Origin of the sequence: Orlajensenia leifsoniae (assembly GCF_004570845.1) — a bacterium.
GTDB lineage: Bacteria > Actinomycetota > Actinomycetes > Actinomycetales > Microbacteriaceae > Orlajensenia > Orlajensenia leifsoniae.
This window is the reverse complement of sequence record NZ_SPQZ01000001.1, coordinates 1-15,019: the sequence shown is the minus strand read 5'-3', so window position 1 is coordinate 15,019 and position 15,019 is coordinate 1. Positions and strand designations below refer to the sequence as shown.

Below are 15,019 nucleotides of genomic sequence, written 5' to 3'. Positions count from 1 at the left end.
GACCCCGAGGTGACGAAGTGTGACCCGCCGATTCCGCCTGTGACGGAGACGCTGGCTAGCGTCGAAGACATGTCACGCAGCAGCAAGAAGTCCCTGTCTCTCGTCGCGGCCCTCGCCGCGATTCCCCTCGTCTTCGCCCTCTCGGGGTGCGCCAACGGATCCGCCAGCGCGTCCGGCGACGACGCTGACGACACCGTCACCATCGGTGTGGTCGGCAAGAGCGACCCGCAGTGGGCGCCCTTCGTCGAGGCCGCCAAGGAGGAGGGCATCACGGTCGACCTCGTCGACTTCGCCGACTACGCGCAGCCGAACCCCGCCCTTACCGAGGGCGAGCTCGACCTCAACCAGTTCCAGCACATCGTCTACCTCGCGGGCTACAACGTGTCGGCCGACGAGGACCTCGTTCCGATCGGCTCCACCGCCATCTACCCGCTGGGCCTGTACTCCACGAAGTACACCTCCGTCGACGACATCAAGAAGGGCGACACCGTCGCCATCCCGGATGACGACGCCAACCTCGCGCGCGGACTCCTCGTGCTGCAGTCGGCCGGCCTCGTCAGCCTCAAGGACGGGGGCAGCATCTACTCCGGCCTGAACGACATCGACACCGACAAGTCCAAGGTGAAGGTGACGACGCTCGAGGCATCGCTCACGCCGTCGTCGCTTCCCGACGTCGCCGCGGCGATCATCAACAACGACTACGTCGAGGACGCCGGGCTGAAGGCCTCCGACGCCATCGCGCAGGACGACCCCGCCGATGCCTCCGCCCTCCCGTACGTCAACATCTTCGCCGCCAAGGCCGAGGACAAGGACAACAAGACGTACAAGAAGCTGGTCGAGATCTTCCAGGACACCCAGGCTGTGCAGGACGGTCTGCTCGAGGCATCCGGTGGAACGGCCGTCGCCCTGAAGACCCCGGTCGCCGACCTCGAGGCCTCCCTCAAGACCGTCGAGGCCGACACCCGGAAGAACGGCTGAGCGCACCGCGTGAGCCTCGTCAGTCTGCGCAACGTCACCAAGACCTACCCATCACCCGACAAGGGCGGTGAGCGGATCGTCGCCATCGACGACGTCTCCCTCGACATCGAGGCCGGCGACGTCTACGGCATCATCGGGTACTCCGGGGCGGGCAAGAGCACGCTCGTGCGGCTCATCAACGCCTTGGAGCCCGTGAGCGACGGCAGCGTGATCATCGACGGCGAGGAGATCTCGGGGCGGCCGGAGCGGGAGCTCCGCTCCGTCCGCCTCGGGATCGGCATGATCTTCCAGCAGTTCAACCTGTTCAACGCGAAGAACGTGTGGAACAACGTCGCCTACCCCCTGAGGGTCGCCGGCTGGCCCAAGGAGCGGATCGCCGCCAGGGTCGACGAGCTGCTCGACTTCGTGGGGCTCCGCGAGAAGGCCCGCAGCTACCCCGACCAGCTCTCGGGCGGTCAGAAGCAACGCGTCGGCGTCGCTCGTGCACTCGCGACCGAACCGCGCATCCTGCTCGCCGACGAGGCGACCAGCGCCCTCGACCCCGAGACCACGCAGGAGGTGCTCGCGCTGCTGAAGCGCGTGAACACCGAGTTCGGCGTGACGATCGTCGTGATCACCCACGAGATGGACGTGATCCAGTCGATCGCCACCAAGGTCGCCGTCATGGACGGCGGACGGGTCATCGAGAAGGGCGACGTGTTCGACGTCTTCTCGAATCCGCAGAACGCCTCGTCGCGACGTTTCGTGTCGACGGTGATCAAGGGCATCCCGTCGCCCGCCGAGCTGGCCGTGCTGCAGGAGCGCCACATCGGACGCATCGTCACCATCTCGTTCCGGGACGGCAACGCCGACCAGGCCGCGGTCTTCCTCGAGATCGTCAACGCCGGGGTCGCCTTCGAGCTCGTCTACGGCGGCATCAACGACATCCAGGGCCGCGCGTTCGGCCACCTCACGCTTGCGCTCCGCGGCGACGACACGGCCATCGACGCCGCCATCGTGCGCATCGGCCAGAGCACGCACGTGACGGAGGTGCGCTGATGGATGCCCTGATCGATCTCCAGGACGAGTTCTGGAAGGCGGCAGGCGAGACCCTGTACATGGTCTCGATCACCCTCCTCATCGGCGGTGCCGCCGGCCTGCTGATGGGGCTCGTGCTCTACGCCACGCGCGCGGGCAGCCTGCTGCCCAACAAGGCGATCTTCGTCGTGCTGAACGTCGTGATCAACTTCTTCCGGCCCATCCCGTTCATCATCTTCATCGCCGCAGTGCAGCCGCTCTCGCGCATGATCATCGGCACCGGAATCGGCATCAACGCGGTCATCTTCGCGCTCTCGCTCGCGGCGTCGTTCGCCATAGCCCGCATCGTCGAGCAGAACCTCGTGACGGTCTCACCCGGCGTCATCGAGGCGGCCCGGTCGATGGGAGCAGGTCCCTACCGCATCCTCCGAACCATCGTGATCCCCGAAGCGCTCGGCCCCCTCATCCTCGGCTACACCTTCATCTTCGTGGCGATCGTCGACATGTCGGCCGTGGCCGGCCTCATCGGCGGCGGCGGCCTGGGCTACTTCGCGCAGCTCTACGGCTACAGGCAGTTCGAGCCGGTCGTCACCTGGGCTGCGGTGCTGCTCATCGTCGTGTTCGTGCAGATCGCCCAGTTCGTCGGCAACAGGCTGGCGCGGGTGGCGCTGAGGCGCTGACGCGGTACGGCCTCGGCGCTCAGAAGTCGTAGCGGTGCCGGATGTGGTTGCGGTCGTGACGTGCCTGCCAGAACTCGATCTCCCGGGGCCGCACGGCGTAGACCTGCCACGCGGGGTTCGTCGCGCCGTCGGCGCTGGGGCGGGCCGCCCAGTCCGCTGCCGACACCTCGTCCGAGAGCTCGACGGCATCGCCGGTCACCCGCACCTGCCGGCCGAGTTCGGCCCAGAAGAAGTTGAGCGCGACCGCGGTGTTCTGCTCGAGCTCGCGGCCCTTGCGCGACAGCCTGGAGGTGGCGAACCACCACCCGCTCGCGTCGATGTCCTTCAGGATCAGCATGCGCGACGACACCAGGCCGGCGGCATCCGTCGTCGCCAGGGAGAACGCATGGGGCTGACGGATGCCGCGGACCACAGCGACCTCGAGCCAGTCCCGGAACAGCTCGACGGGATCCGACGGCGCCGTCTCGGGATCGAACTCGGGGAGCTCGTCGGGGAAGTCGGGAAGGGCACGCAGCATCCGCCTGAAGGATTCACTCACCTGCCTCACCCTATTAGGCTCGCCCCATGGCTGATCGGACCGAGCGCGTCGCACGCCGCACCGGCGCGGAGAGTCGGTACGCACGCCTGCTGACCCGGGGGAGGAACACCGAGCGCACCGTCTTCTTCAGCGACGCCGTCATGGCCATCGCGATGACGCTGCTCGTGCTGGAGATCCACATCCCCGAGGTGCCCGAGGCCGAGATCGGGCAGGCCCTGCTCGACGACATCGGGGTGTTCGGAGCCTATGCGCTCAGCTTCACCATCATCGGGGCGAACTGGATCACCCACCACCGCAAGTTCAGCGTCATCAGTCGCTACGACACCCCACTGCAGCGCATCAACCTCGTGTTCCTGTTCCTCATCGCGTTGCTGCCGGTCGCCACCATCGCCCTGACCATGTACCAGGTGCCGATCACCGTCACCCTGTACGCCCTCGACGTCGCGGGTATCAGCCTGGTCCAGCTGTGGATCTGGGTGTACGCCTGGCGCCACGACTTCATCCAGGACGACATCGACTTCGACGTCTACGCCCTGAGCGTGCGCAACCAGTTCCCTGCACCGGCGATCTTCCTGGTGTCGATCCCGATCGCGCTGTTCATCGATCCCGTGTGGGCGATGTACTCGTGGATCCTCATCATTCCGCTGGCCGTGATCACCACGCGGCTGCCGCTGCCGAACCAGCGACGCAGCGAGAAGCTGGTGGCGATCCGGGTCGAGGCGCGCACGGCCGAGAACGAGCGGATCGAGGAGGAGGACCTCGCCATCGCGGCCGTGGAGGCCGCGGCGGCGCTCAGTCGAAGTCGAGACTGAGCTTGCGGAGGAGACCCGCCAGACGATCCTGATCCGAGGCGCTGAGGGTGTCGAGGAGATCGGCCTCGGCCTCGACCAACTGGGTGATGGCGGCATCGACCTGGGCGAGGCCGGCTGCGGTCATCACGACCAGCACGCCCCGGCCGTCGCGCGGGTCGGTCTGGCGGGTCACGAGCCCGAGGTCGACGAGCCTGTCGATGCGGTTCGTCATGGTGCCGCTGGAGACCAGGGTCTGCTGCAGCAACTGCTTGGGGGAGAGCTGGTACGGAGCTCCGGCTCGGCGGAGCGCCGAGAGCACGTCGAACTCCCACGACTCGAGTCCGGCGCGCGAGAAGGCGCTGCGACGCTCGCGGTCGAGGTGCTTCGCGAGCCTGCCGACGCGGGAGAGCACCTGCAGGGGGGAGAAATCGAGATCGGGGCGCTCGCGTCCCCACGCATCCACGATGCGGTCGACCTCGTCATTGCTCGGCATGGCTCCATTATCCCGTTCGGATGCCGCCGGGCGCGTCACGGCCACGGCATCCGTTCTGGCAGACTGGAGGGCGCGTTGGACCAGCGGTCAGGCGTGGTCCGCCGTGGTGTAATGGCAGCACGACAGCCTTTGGAGCTGTTAGGTCCAGGTTCGAGTCCTGGCGGCGGAGCCCTTCGAAACACACCAGGGGAGACACCATGACCGACCAGAACCTCGCGATCGTCGTGCTCGCCGCCGGCCAGGGCACGCGGATGAAGTCGTCGCTGCCGAAGCTGCTGCATCCGCTCGGCGGCATGCCGATCGTCTCGCACGTGCTCGCGACGGCACGCAAGCTCGACGCGGCCCACGTGATCAGCGTCGTGCGCTACGAGCGCGACCGCGTCGCCGCCGTGATCGGCGTCGACATGCCCGAGAGCGTGATCGTCGACCAGGACGAGGTGGCGGGCACCGGCCGCGCCGTGGAGCTCGCGATCGAGGCGCTTCCCGCCGGATTCTCGGGCGAGGTGCTCGTGGTGAACGGCGACGTCCCGCTGCTCGACGCCGACACCCTCGGCCGCTTCATCGAGGCGCACCGGGCCGATGCCGCCGCCGCGAGCGTCATGTCGCTGTTCCCGCCCGATGTCACGGGCTACGGCCGCATCGTGCGCACCGACGCCGGCGCCTTCGACCGCATCGTCGAGCAGAAAGACGCGACCGAGGCCGAGCGCGCCATCGGCGAGGCCAACGCCGGCATCTACGTCTTCGGTGTGAACGAGCTGCGCGACCAGCTCGCCCACGTGACGACAGACAACGCGCAGGGCGAGAAGTACCTCACCGACGTCATCGGACTGCTGCGTGCAGCGGGCAGCGAGGTCGCGGCCGTCCCCGTCGACGAGGCGTGGCTCGTGGCCGGCATCAACGATCGCGCCCAGCTGTCCGAGGCCGCACTGCAGCTGAACGCGCTCATCGTGCGCGGCTGGCAGCTGGCCGGAGTCACCATCCAGGACCCGGCGACCACGTGGATCGATGTGAAGGCGACACTCGCCCCCGATGTCACCGTGAAGCCCGGCACGCAGATCCTCGGGGCATCCGTCATCGCCACCGGAGCCGTGATCGGCCCCGACACCACTCTGGTCGACACCGAGGTGGGCGAGGGAGCGACGGTCAAGCGAACGGATGCGACCCTCAGCGTGATCGAGGCCGGCGCGACGGTCGGCCCGTTCTCGTACCTGCGCCCCGGCACCATCCTCGGCGCCGACGGCAAGATCGGCGCCTTCGTCGAGACCAAGAACGCGAACATCGGCGTCGGCAGCAAGGTGCCGCACCTCTCCTACGTCGGCGACGCGACGATCGGCGAGGGCTCGAACATCGGCGCCGGGTCCATCTTCGCCAACTACGACGGAGTCGAGAAGAACCGCTCGGAAGTGGGCTCTCACGTTCGCACGGGGTCGCACGGCGTCTTCGTCGCCCCCGTTAGGATTGGTGACGGAGCGTACACCGGCGCCGGAACGGTCGTCCGAAAGGATGTCCCGCCCGGAGCCCTCGCCATCTCGGTCGCGCAGCAGCGCAATCTCGACGGCTGGGTCAGCCGGAAGCGTCCAGGAACGGCCGCCGATGCGGCGGCCCAGGCCGCCACCCCGGCGTCAGATGACTAGCGGTCACCGTACCGTCGAGCAGAGCGGAGTCCGAGTGTCCGGAATCAATATCACCGGCCAGAAGCACCTCGTCCTCGTGTCGGGGCGAGCGCATCCGCAGCTCGCCGCCGACATCGCGGCCGAACTCGGCAGCGAGCTCATCCCGACGGATGCCCGCACCTTCGCCAACGGCGAGATCTACGCGCGCTTCGACGAGAGCGTGCGCGGGTGCGACGCCTTCGTGATCCAGTCGCACACCTCTCCCATCAACGAGTGGCTCATGGAGCAGCTCATCATGGTCGACGCCCTCAAGCGCGCCTCCGCGAAGCGCATCACCGTCGTTTCGCCGTTCTACCCCTACGCCCGCCAGGACAAGAAGGGCCGCGGCCGCGAGCCGATCAGCGCCCGACTCGTCGCCGACCTGTACAAGGCCGCCGGCGCCGACCGCATCATGAGCGTCGACCTGCACGCCGCCCAGATCCAGGGCTTCTTCGACGGCCCCGTCGACCACCTCTTCGCCATGCCCGTGCTGCTCGAGCACTTCCAGTCCAAGCTCGATCCGGCCACCCTCACCGTGGTCTCGCCCGACATGGGCCGGGTGCGCGTCGCCGACATCTGGAGCGACAAGCTAGGCGTCCCCCTCGCCATCATCCACAAGCGCCGCGACCCGCTGGTGCCGAACCAGGTCTCGGTGCACGAGATCGTCGGTGAGGTCAACGGCCGTGTCTGTCTGCTGGTCGATGACCTGATCGACACCGGACGCACGATCGTGAAGGCGGCAGAGGCCCTCAAGGCGGCAGGCGCCATCGGCGTCGTCGTCGCGGCGACGCACGCCGTCTTCAGCGATCCGGCGACGCAGATCCTGCAGAGCGACGCCGTCGATGAGGTCGTCGTCACCGACACCCTGCCGGTGCCCGAGGAGAAGCGCTTCGACAAGCTCACGATCCTGCCGATCGCGCCGCTGCTCGCCCAGGCCATCGACGCCGTCTTCAACGACGAGTCGGTCACGTCGATGTTCGACGGCGCCGCGTAGGGAGCACCCGAGCGGACCCGCTCAGCCCCAGGCGTCGTCGGGAGCCTTGACGACGTCTGCGGGTCGAGAGCTCCAGTGCGAGCCGTTCGCGTAGTGGCTCGACGCCCACGGCGACGCCCAGATGGCCGCCTCGATCTCGCCCGTCGGGGCCGAGGCTGCGAAGCCCGCGGCGATGGCGGTGTAGCCCGAGTTGCGGTGTAGGGCGTCGGCGCAGTTCTCCGCCGCCGTCACCAGCGAGTCGTAGCTGCCCAGACCGCTTCCGCCGCCGGAGCCCCAACCGTTGTTCAAGGGGTTGTTGCGGTTCCACCAGTTGTCGACGCCGTTCTCCTGGCGCATCCACCGGGTGATGACCGTGATGTTGCTCTCGGTGGTCGGCCAGCCGGCGAAGACCAGCACGAGCTTCGCCCAGTCGTAGTTGGTGCCGTTGGCCGCGAGAGTCTGGGCGCCGTCGGTGGCTGTATAGCCGTCGCGCACGACCGAGATGTCCGGAACCGTTCCGTCGACGGTGAGCGACTGCGCCGGCAGCTGGGCCGCGCTCGACTGCGCCGCCGTCCGGGCCGTATCCGCGGCGCTCGGGAGCGGCGGGGGAGCCATCATCATGGCGGCGCCCCAGGCGATGACCGCCAGGGCAGCCGGGATTGCCATCCGATTGCGCGGATGCCGACGCGCGGCCGGCGCCGACGCCGACGCCGACGCTGCCGTAGCCGCGGGCGCAGCACGTCGCGTCGCGGAGTGCCGCGACGGGGGACGAGGACGGATGCGTTCGGGGGTCATGGGCCTTCGGGCGAGGGTAGCAGGGCGGCCTGAACACGGCCCCGGCGCTACTGTAAAGGTGTGATCACGACCCCACGCCCCTGGCTCGACTCGTACGCCGAGGGCGTGCCCCACGACATCGACCTGCCCGACGGTTCGCTGTACGACATGCTCGCCGCCTCGGTGCGCCAGTATCCCGACAACGTCGCGCTCGAGTTCTTCGGCCGCACGACCACGTACGCCGAGCTCGGTGCCCAGGTCGACCGTGCAGCAGAGGGGCTGCGCCTGCTCGGCGTGCAGAAGGGCGACACCGTCGCCCTGGTGCTCCCGAACTGCCCCCAGCACGTCGCCGCGTTCTACGCCGTGCTGAGGCTCGGCGCCATCGTGATCGAGCACAACCCGCTCTACACGCCGCGCGAGCTGCGGCACCAGTTCGAGGATCACGGCGCCACCGTCGTCATCGCGTGGAACAAGGTCGTCGCCACCATCCAGGCCTTCCCGTCCGACGTCGCTGTCGAGACGATCATCTCGATCGACGTGACCCGGGCCATGCCCTTCCTCACCCGAACGGCCCTCAAGCTGCCCGTCGCCAAGGCCCGCGAGTCGCGTGACGCCCTCACCACGAAGGTGCGCGGCACGACGTCGTGGGAGGAGCTGCTGAAGGCGTCGCCCGTCGACGAGCACATCGTGGCGCCATCCGTCGACGATGTCGCCCTCATCCAGTACACCAGCGGCACCACCGGCAACCCGAAGGGCGCAACCCTCACCCACCTCAACCTGGCCGCCAACGCGGCCCAGTCGCGTGCCTGGGTGCCCACGATCGAGCGCGGAACCAGCGTGGTCTACGCGGTGCTGCCGATGTTCCACGCCTACGGCCTCACCCTCTGCCTCACCTTCGCGATGAGCATGGGATCGCGGTTGGTGCTGTTCCCCAAGTTCGACCCCGCCCTGGTGCTGGCCGTCATGAAGAAGCATCCGGCGACCTTCCTTCCCGCCGTGCCTCCCATCTACGAGCGCCTGCGGCAGGCCGCCGAGAAGGAGGGGGTGTCGCTCGCCGGCATCCAGATCGCCATCTCTGGTGCGATGCCGCTCTCGGCCGAGGTCGTCGAGCCGTGGGAGGCGCTCACGGGCGGCTACCTCGTCGAGGGCTACGGGCTCTCGGAGACGTCTCCGGTGCTGATGGCCAACCCCGTCGCCCCCAACCGGAAGGCCGGAACCGTCGGACTCCCGCTGTCGTCGACCGAGGTGCGGGTCGTCGACCCCGAGGACCCGACGCAGGACCGGGCCACCGATGAGGAGGGCGAGCTGATCGTGCGCGGTCCCCAGGTCTTCTCCGGCTACTGGAAGAAGCCCGACGAGAGTGCGGCCGTGTTCGTCTCGGCGACGGACGGCGGTGCTGACTGGTTCCGCACCGGAGACATCGTGGCGCTCGACTCCGACGGCTTCGTGCGGATCGTCGACCGCATCAAGGAGCTCATCATCACCGGCGGGTTCAACGTGGCACCGAGCGAGGTCGAGGAGGCGTTGCGCACGCACCCCGACGTCGTCGACGCCGCCGTCGTGGGCCTGCCCGATGTGCACAGCGGTGAGAAGGTCGTGGCCGCCGTCGTGCTCCGGGAGGGCGCGGAACTCGACGAGCAGTCCATCCGCGACCTCGCCCGCGACCAGCTCACCGCCTACAAGGTGCCGAAGCGCATCGTGGCCGTCGACGAGCTGCCGAAGTCGCTCATCGGCAAGGTCATCCGCCGTCAGGTGCGCGACCAGCTGCTGAACGGCTGAGGCCGCGCGCCTCGGTCGTCACCAGGGCACGGTGCCTGCGGCATCCGTGAAGGTGCCCGTCGGTCCGTCTGCTGCGATCGTCGCCATCCGCACGATGGCGGCAGCGCCCTGCTCCACGGTCTGCGTTCCGAGGCGGCCGTTGAGATCCGTGGCCGTGTAGCCCGGGTCCACCACGTTCACCCTCATGCCCGGCAGGCCCTTCGCGTACTGCGAGGTGAGCATCGAGACGGCGGTCTTCGACGCCGGGTAGCCGAGGGTGTTGAGGGTGGACTCGAGACGGTCGGGGTCCGTCGTCACGGCGAGCGAGCCCATGCCGCTGCCCACGTTCACGACCACGGGGGAGTCTGACTTCTCGAGCAGTGGGATGAAGGCGTGCATCACGCGCACGATGCCGAACACGTTGGTGGCGAACACGTCCTCGAGGTCCCCGGCTGCGGTGTCGCACAGGGGAGTGTGGCTTCCCGAGATGCCCGCGTTGTTCACGAGCACGTCGAGGTGGCCCTCCTCGGAGGCGATGAGGCCGGCCGCGGCGGCGACGGAGGCGTCATCGGTCACGTCGAGCTGTACGAATCGGGCTCCGAGGGCGGATGCCGATGCGGCACCGCGCTCCGGATCGCGGGCCCCGAGGTAGACGGTGTGGCCGAGGCCGATGAGAGTGCGGGCGGTTTCGAATCCGAGGCCCTTGTTGGCCCCGGTGATGAGTGAGATCGTCATGGTTCCAGCGTGCAGGCCTCGGAAGGGCTCAGGCAGTCGTCCGGCGAGCCTGGGTCCGACAGGGCCACCCGACGCCTGCCGGGCACCCGCTGCACGCGCGATACTCGAGAGATGACTTCCGACGATCGCGAACTGGGACGCATGCTCCGGGTCTGGCGAGACCGCGCCGACCCGGTCGACGCCGGGATCGCGACAGGTCAGCGGCGCTCGCCGGGACTCCGGCGTGAGGAGGTGGCTGCCGCATCCGGCCTGTCGGTCGACTACCTGACCAGGCTCGAGCAGGGCAGGGCCCGGCATCCGTCCGCCCAGGTGCTCGCGGCTCTGGCCAGGTCGCTGCGGCTCTCGACCCCGGAGCGCGACCATCTGTTCAGGCTCGCCGACGTCGCCCCGCCGTCGACCGGTGTCGTCGACACGCACGTCACTCCAGGCGTGCAGCGCATGGTGGAACGGATGCGGGATCTCCCCGTCGGCGTCTTCGACGCCCGCTGGACCTTCGTGATGGCCAACCCGTTGTGGGAGGCGCTCATGGGCCCCGTGCCTGTCGAACCGCTGCACCGCAACCTCCCGTGGCGGCACTTCCATGGGGAGGGCGGCCGCGTCGTGCACGTCGGTGCCGAGGTCGACGCCTTCGAGGTCGGGATGGTGGCCGACCTGCGGGCGGCGACGTCGCGGTACCCACGGGACCGGCCGCTGGCGGAGCTCGTGGCCGGTCTCCGGGCGGAGTCGCCGCGCTTCGGTGAACTCTGGGCGCGCGGCGACGTCTCCGACCACGCGGCGGCGCGCAAGACCCTGCTGCATCCGGCCGTCGGCGAGCTCACCCTCGACTGCGACGTGTTGCTCGTGCAGGGTTCCGAGTTGCGGATCGTGGCCTATTCGGCCGCAGCGGGATCGACGGATGCCGAGAAGCTCGACCTCGTGCGGGTGCTCGGCGCGGTGCCGCCTGCGAGGCCGACGCCGGTCGCCGGCGGCTGAGTCAGGCGGTCTGGCCCGGCATGTGCGGCGCCGAGGGGATGAGCCCGAGCGAACCGAGGTACTCTTTCGGTCCGCTGGTGCTCACGGCGTAGCACTGCCAGCCCGGGCCGCCGGCTGCGAACACCTCGAAGCCGACGGACGAGCCGCCGGCATCCGGCCGCAGATAGGCGGCGTAGGTCGCGCAGGCGCGTGAGGCCGTGCCCTGGGCGACGCCCCAGGTCACCAGGATGCCCGGCAGCACGAGAGCGACGATGCCGATCCAGACGACGGCGCGCAGCATGCGGCTGCGACGGGCGCCGAGCGACGGACGACCGGAATCGTCGTCGTCCTCGTCGGAGCCCAGAAGCTCCGGATGCGTCGTCATAGGGGCGACCCTAACAAACGTTCACGCCCGATCGCTAAGGTCACTCGGGTGAGTACCCTCGAACGCCGCATCGGCACAGGACAGGCCGTCGGAATCGGACTGGCGTCGATGATCGGCGCCGGTGTGTTCTTCGTCTGGGCGCCCGCGGCAGCCGCAGCAGGGGGAGCGCTGCTCATCGGCCTGGTGATCGCCGGCATCGTCGCATCGCTCAACGCGCTGAGCACGGCGCAGTTGGCCATGGCGCACCCCGTGTCGGGCGGCGCCTACGCCTTCGGGCGGGCCGCCATCGGACCGTGGACGGGCTTCGCTGCCGGCTGGCTCTTCGTCTGGGGCAAGACGGCTTCGGCCGCCGCCATCGCGCTCATCGCCGGGAGCTACCTCTGGCCCGAGCAGGCGAAGGGCGTGGCCGTCGGCGTTCTGGTCGTTCTCGCCGCCGTCAACGCGACCGGCATCCGCAGCACGGCGCGGGTGAGCCTCGCGATCGTGACCGTCGTCGGCGCCGGACTGGTCGCCGTGCTCGTTGCGACGGCGCTCTCGGGAGCTGCTGACGGCCCCATCGTCGATCTCGGGGCGACGGATGCCGGATGGTACGGCGTGCTGCAGTCGGCGGGCCTGCTGTTCTTCTGCTTCGCCGGATACGCCCGCATGGCGACGCTGGGGGAGGAGGTGCGCGATCCGCAGCGCACGCTGCCGCGCGCGATCATCACCGCCCTGGCGGTGGCGCTCGTGCTCTACGCCGTCGTCGGTGCTTTCTGCCTGAGCGTGCTCGGGGTCGATGGGCTGGCCTCGTCGACGTCGCCTCTCGCCGACCTCGCGTCGACCGCCCTCGGAGGCGTGGCCTGGCCCGTCGTCGCGAGCGTGGTGGCTGCCATCGCCAGCCTCGGCTCCCTCATCGGCATCCTCGCCGGCCTCAGCCGCACCTCGCTCGCGATGGCGCGCGAGGGTGACCTGCCCGGCGCGCTCAGCCGCATCTCGACCCGCACCCACGCCCCCGTCGTGGCCGAGGCATCCGTGGCCCTGATCGCGATCGCGGCCGTCGTGCTGCTCGATCCGCGCCAGCTGGTCGGATTCTCGGCCTGCGCCGTACTCGGCTACTACGCGATCGCGCACGCCTCGGCCCTGCGGCAACCGCGCTCGGAGCGCTGGCTGCCGCACGCCGTGCAGTGGATCGGGCTCGCCGGATGCGTGCTGCTCGCGCTCACGCTGCCGTGGCAGGCCATCGTCGGCACCGTGGTGGTGCTGGCGATCGGGCTGATCACTCGCTCGTTGAGCGTGAAGGCCCCACCGAGCGAGTGAGCCTCAGTGGCCGGACCCGGCCGACTCGATCTCGGTGCGGTCGCCCGACCACAGGGTGTGGAAGGTGCCGTCCTTGTCGACGCGCTTGTAGGTGTGGGCACCGAAGAAGTCGCGCTGGCCCTGGATGAGGGCGGCCGGCAGGCGGTCGGCACGCAGGCCGTCGTAGTACGCCAGGCTCGACGAGAACGCCGGCGACGGGATACCGGCCTGGGCCGCCACGACGACGACGCGACGCCACGCCTCCTGGGTTCCGGTGAGCGCCTCGGCGAAGTACGGCGCCGTGAGCAGCGCGACCAGACCGGGGTCTGCCGCGTACGCCTCGGTGATGCGGTTGAGGAAGCGCGCACGGATGATGCAGCCACCGCGCCAGATGGCGGCGATGTCGCCCTTCTTGATGTCCCAGCCGTACTGCTCGGCACCGGCGACGATCTCGTCGAAGCCCTGCGAGTAGGCGACGATCTTCGACGCGTAGAGGGCGCGGCGCACGTCCTCGACGAACGCGTCCTTGTCGGCATCCGCCACGGTCCAGGCCTCAGACGGGCCGGGGAGGTCGGATGCCGCAGCCCGCTGGGCCGGCTTCGACGACAGCGAGCGAGCGAACACGGCCTCGGCGATGCCCGACACCGGGATGCCCAGGTCGAGGGCGGTCTGCACAGTCCAGGCGCCGGTGCCCTTGGCCCCGGCCTGGTCGAGGATGACGTCGACGAGAGGTTCGCCGGTCTCGGCGTCGACCTGGCGCAGCACCTCGGCCGTGATCTCGATGAGGTAGCTCTCGAGCTCGCCCCGGTTCCACTCGGAGAAGATGTCGGCGATCTCGGCCGGCGACTTGCCCGTGCCGCGACGGATGAGGTCGTAGGCCTCGCCGATCAGCTGCATGTCGGCGTACTCGATGCCGTTGTGCACCATCTTGACGAAGTGTCCGGCGCCGTCGTGGCCGACGTGGGTGACGCAGGGCTCGCCCTCGGCGACGGCCGCGATCGACTTGAGGATGGGGCCGAGGGTCACCCACGACTCGTCGGATCCACCGGGCATGATCGACGGGCCGTTGAGCGCGCCCTCCTCGCCTCCGGAGATTCCGGCGCCGACGAAGTTGATCCCGGTCTCGCGCACGGCCTTCTCGCGGCGGATGGTGTCTGTGAAGAGCGCGTTGCCGCCGTCGACGATGATGTCGCCGGGCTCGAAGACCTCGGTCAGCGCGTCGATGACGGCGTCGGTGCCCTTTCCGGCCTGCACCATGATGATCGCGGTGCGCGGGGTGGTGAGGGAGGCGGCGAACTCGGCGTACGTGGAGGCCGGGACGAACTCGGCCTCGGGGTGCTCGTCGAGGAGGGTCTGGGTCTTCTCGTACGACCTGTTGAAGATCGACACGGTGTTGCCCTCACGGCTGGCGAGGTTGCGCGCCAGGTTGGAACCCATGACGGCCAAGCCGACGACGCCGATGTTTGCAGTTGCCTCTGGCACGATTTCGCTCTCCTTCGATAGTCGACTTCCAGCGTAGTGTCGGCGCTCCTCTGTGACGCCGTGCTGCGGCACGGCTCGGGCCTGATAGACTCACAGACTGGTTTCCCGTGCCGCTCGCGGTGCAAGGGGACTGAAGACTTCGGCGAGGGATGCTCCGGCATCCGTTATCGACGCGGCGGATGCGGCTTCCCCTGGCTTTTCCTCACGCTGACATGCGTTCGAGTTGAACACACAGACCACTGATCTGGGCCACGAGCCCGCAAGGAGATACATCATGAGTGATGACAACAAGGTTGTCGCCGAGGTTCGCGAGTCCTTCGGCAAGGGCGCTGCCCGCAAGATCCGCGCCGTCGGCAAGATCCCGGCCGTCATCTACGGCCACGGCTCGGACCCCCGCCACGTGACCCTGCCCGCCCACCAGATCGGACTCATCCTCCGCAAGGCCAACGCCCTGCTCGAGCTCGACATCGACGGCAAGACCGAGCTCGTGCTCGTCAAGGACGTGCAGAAGGACCCGGTCCGCCAGATCATCGAGCA

Annotated in this window: 16 protein-coding genes and 1 tRNA gene; 11 read left to right on the top strand and 6 right to left on the bottom strand. The window is 69.0% G+C overall.

Annotated elements, in window-relative coordinates; translation table 11 throughout:
- The first annotated feature begins 69 nt into the window (after window positions 1–69).
- From E4M00_RS00085 to E4M00_RS00075, 3 genes are read left to right on the top strand one after another with little or no spacing between them, the layout of a single operon-like run.
- Window positions 70–978: a MetQ/NlpA family ABC transporter substrate-binding protein gene (locus E4M00_RS00085; RefSeq protein WP_135118549.1), complete on the top strand. Its 909-nt coding sequence runs from the start codon at window positions 70–72 to the stop codon at window positions 976–978.
- A 9-nt stretch (window positions 979–987) separates the two neighbouring features.
- Complete coding sequence (locus tag E4M00_RS00080) at window positions 988–2,016, top strand: methionine ABC transporter ATP-binding protein (protein ID WP_135118548.1); 1,029 nt, start codon at window positions 988–990, stop codon at window positions 2,014–2,016.
- Window positions 2,016–2,675 (top strand): methionine ABC transporter permease, encoded by a 660-nt coding sequence (locus tag E4M00_RS00075; RefSeq protein WP_056166847.1) that lies wholly within the window; start codon window positions 2,016–2,018, stop codon window positions 2,673–2,675. The genes E4M00_RS00080 and E4M00_RS00075 overlap by 1 nt, the downstream gene beginning before the upstream one ends.
- A gap of 19 nt (window positions 2,676–2,694) precedes the next feature.
- Here E4M00_RS00075 and E4M00_RS00070 read toward each other — a convergent pair whose 3' ends face one another.
- Window positions 2,695–3,213 carry a pyridoxine/pyridoxamine 5'-phosphate oxidase gene (locus E4M00_RS00070; protein WP_135118547.1) on the bottom strand — a complete coding sequence of 173 codons (519 nt, stop codon included), beginning with the start codon at window positions 3,211–3,213 and terminating at the stop codon, window positions 2,695–2,697.
- Between the two features lie 26 nt (window positions 3,214–3,239).
- Between E4M00_RS00070 and E4M00_RS00065 the strand changes: the two genes are divergently transcribed.
- Window positions 3,240–4,025 (top strand): TMEM175 family protein, encoded by a 786-nt coding sequence (locus E4M00_RS00065; RefSeq protein WP_135118546.1) that lies wholly within the window; start codon window positions 3,240–3,242, stop codon window positions 4,023–4,025.
- Here the strand turns inward: E4M00_RS00065 and E4M00_RS00060 are convergent.
- Complete coding sequence (locus E4M00_RS00060; RefSeq protein WP_135118545.1) at window positions 4,006–4,497, bottom strand: MarR family winged helix-turn-helix transcriptional regulator; 492 nt, start codon at window positions 4,495–4,497, stop codon at window positions 4,006–4,008. The genes E4M00_RS00065 and E4M00_RS00060 overlap by 20 nt on opposite strands.
- A gap of 97 nt (window positions 4,498–4,594) precedes the next feature.
- Here E4M00_RS00060 and E4M00_RS00055 point away from each other — a divergent pair.
- From E4M00_RS00055 to E4M00_RS00045, 3 genes are all read left to right on the top strand, one after another.
- A tRNA-Gln gene (locus tag E4M00_RS00055) sits at window positions 4,595–4,666 on the top strand.
- A 28-nt stretch (window positions 4,667–4,694) separates the two neighbouring features.
- A complete protein-coding gene (gene glmU / locus E4M00_RS00050) occupies window positions 4,695–6,131 on the top strand; it encodes a bifunctional UDP-N-acetylglucosamine diphosphorylase/glucosamine-1-phosphate N-acetyltransferase GlmU (protein WP_135118544.1) in 1,437 nt (478 codons plus the stop codon).
- A gap of 34 nt (window positions 6,132–6,165) precedes the next feature.
- Complete coding sequence (locus E4M00_RS00045) at window positions 6,166–7,143, top strand: ribose-phosphate diphosphokinase (protein WP_056166854.1); 978 nt, start codon at window positions 6,166–6,168, stop codon at window positions 7,141–7,143.
- A gap of 21 nt (window positions 7,144–7,164) precedes the next feature.
- Here E4M00_RS00045 and E4M00_RS00040 read toward each other — a convergent pair whose 3' ends face one another.
- On the bottom strand, window positions 7,165–7,788 hold the full coding sequence (locus E4M00_RS00040; protein WP_135118543.1) for a hypothetical protein: 624 nt from the start codon (window positions 7,786–7,788) through the stop codon (window positions 7,165–7,167).
- Between the two features lie 192 nt (window positions 7,789–7,980).
- On the opposite strand from E4M00_RS00040, the gene E4M00_RS00035 reads away from it, so the two are divergent.
- Complete coding sequence (locus E4M00_RS00035; protein ID WP_135119169.1) at window positions 7,981–9,675, top strand: long-chain-fatty-acid--CoA ligase; 1,695 nt, start codon at window positions 7,981–7,983, stop codon at window positions 9,673–9,675.
- An 18-nt stretch (window positions 9,676–9,693) separates the two neighbouring features.
- On the opposite strand, the gene E4M00_RS00030 is transcribed toward E4M00_RS00035, so the two are convergent.
- Complete coding sequence (locus E4M00_RS00030; RefSeq protein WP_135118542.1) at window positions 9,694–10,389, bottom strand: SDR family NAD(P)-dependent oxidoreductase; 696 nt, start codon at window positions 10,387–10,389, stop codon at window positions 9,694–9,696.
- Between the two features lie 111 nt (window positions 10,390–10,500).
- Here E4M00_RS00030 and E4M00_RS00025 point away from each other — a divergent pair, with 111 nt between their 5' ends.
- Entirely contained in the window at window positions 10,501–11,361 is an 861-nt protein-coding gene (locus tag E4M00_RS00025) for a helix-turn-helix domain-containing protein (RefSeq protein ID WP_135118541.1), read from the top strand.
- A 1-nt stretch (window position 11,362) separates the two neighbouring features.
- On the opposite strand, the gene E4M00_RS00020 is transcribed toward E4M00_RS00025, so the two are convergent.
- Window positions 11,363–11,725 (bottom strand): hypothetical protein, encoded by a 363-nt coding sequence (locus tag E4M00_RS00020; protein ID WP_135118540.1) that lies wholly within the window; start codon window positions 11,723–11,725, stop codon window positions 11,363–11,365.
- Window positions 11,726–11,773: 48 nt separating this feature from the next.
- On the opposite strand from E4M00_RS00020, the gene E4M00_RS00015 reads away from it, so the two are divergent.
- Entirely contained in the window at window positions 11,774–13,021 is a 1,248-nt protein-coding gene (locus E4M00_RS00015; RefSeq protein WP_240036727.1) for an APC family permease, read from the top strand.
- Window positions 13,022–13,024: 3 nt separating this feature from the next.
- On the opposite strand, the gene gnd is transcribed toward E4M00_RS00015, so the two are convergent.
- Window positions 13,025–14,437, bottom strand: a complete 1,413-nt coding sequence (gene gnd / locus E4M00_RS00010; protein WP_240036822.1) for an NADP-dependent phosphogluconate dehydrogenase — start codon at window positions 14,435–14,437, stop codon at window positions 13,025–13,027.
- Window positions 14,438–14,756: 319 nt separating this feature from the next.
- Here gnd and E4M00_RS00005 point away from each other — a divergent pair.
- A partial coding sequence (locus tag E4M00_RS00005; RefSeq protein WP_135118537.1) for a 50S ribosomal protein L25 occupies window positions 14,757–15,019 on the top strand: 263 nt, incomplete at its 3' end.

Coding starts and splice junctions, on each gene's coding strand:
- E4M00_RS00030 (WP_135118542.1), bottom strand. CDS start 10,389: ATGACGATCTCACTCATCACCGGGGCCAACAAGGGCCTCGGATTCGAA.
- glmU (WP_135118544.1), top strand. CDS start 4,695: ATGACCGACCAGAACCTCGCGATCGTCGTGCTCGCCGCCGGCCAGGGC.
- E4M00_RS00060 (WP_135118545.1), bottom strand. CDS start 4,497: ATGCCGAGCAATGACGAGGTCGACCGCATCGTGGATGCGTGGGGACGC.
- E4M00_RS00065 (WP_135118546.1), top strand. CDS start 3,240: ATGGCTGATCGGACCGAGCGCGTCGCACGCCGCACCGGCGCGGAGAGT.
- E4M00_RS00020 (WP_135118540.1), bottom strand. CDS start 11,725: ATGACGACGCATCCGGAGCTTCTGGGCTCCGACGAGGACGACGACGAT.
- E4M00_RS00085 (WP_135118549.1), top strand. CDS start 70: ATGTCACGCAGCAGCAAGAAGTCCCTGTCTCTCGTCGCGGCCCTCGCC.
- E4M00_RS00025 (WP_135118541.1), top strand. CDS start 10,501: ATGACTTCCGACGATCGCGAACTGGGACGCATGCTCCGGGTCTGGCGA.
- E4M00_RS00075 (WP_056166847.1), top strand. CDS start 2,016: ATGGATGCCCTGATCGATCTCCAGGACGAGTTCTGGAAGGCGGCAGGC.
- E4M00_RS00040 (WP_135118543.1), bottom strand. CDS start 7,788: ATGGCAATCCCGGCTGCCCTGGCGGTCATCGCCTGGGGCGCCGCCATG.
- gnd (WP_240036822.1), bottom strand. CDS start 14,437: ATGGGTTCCAACCTGGCGCGCAACCTCGCCAGCCGTGAGGGCAACACC.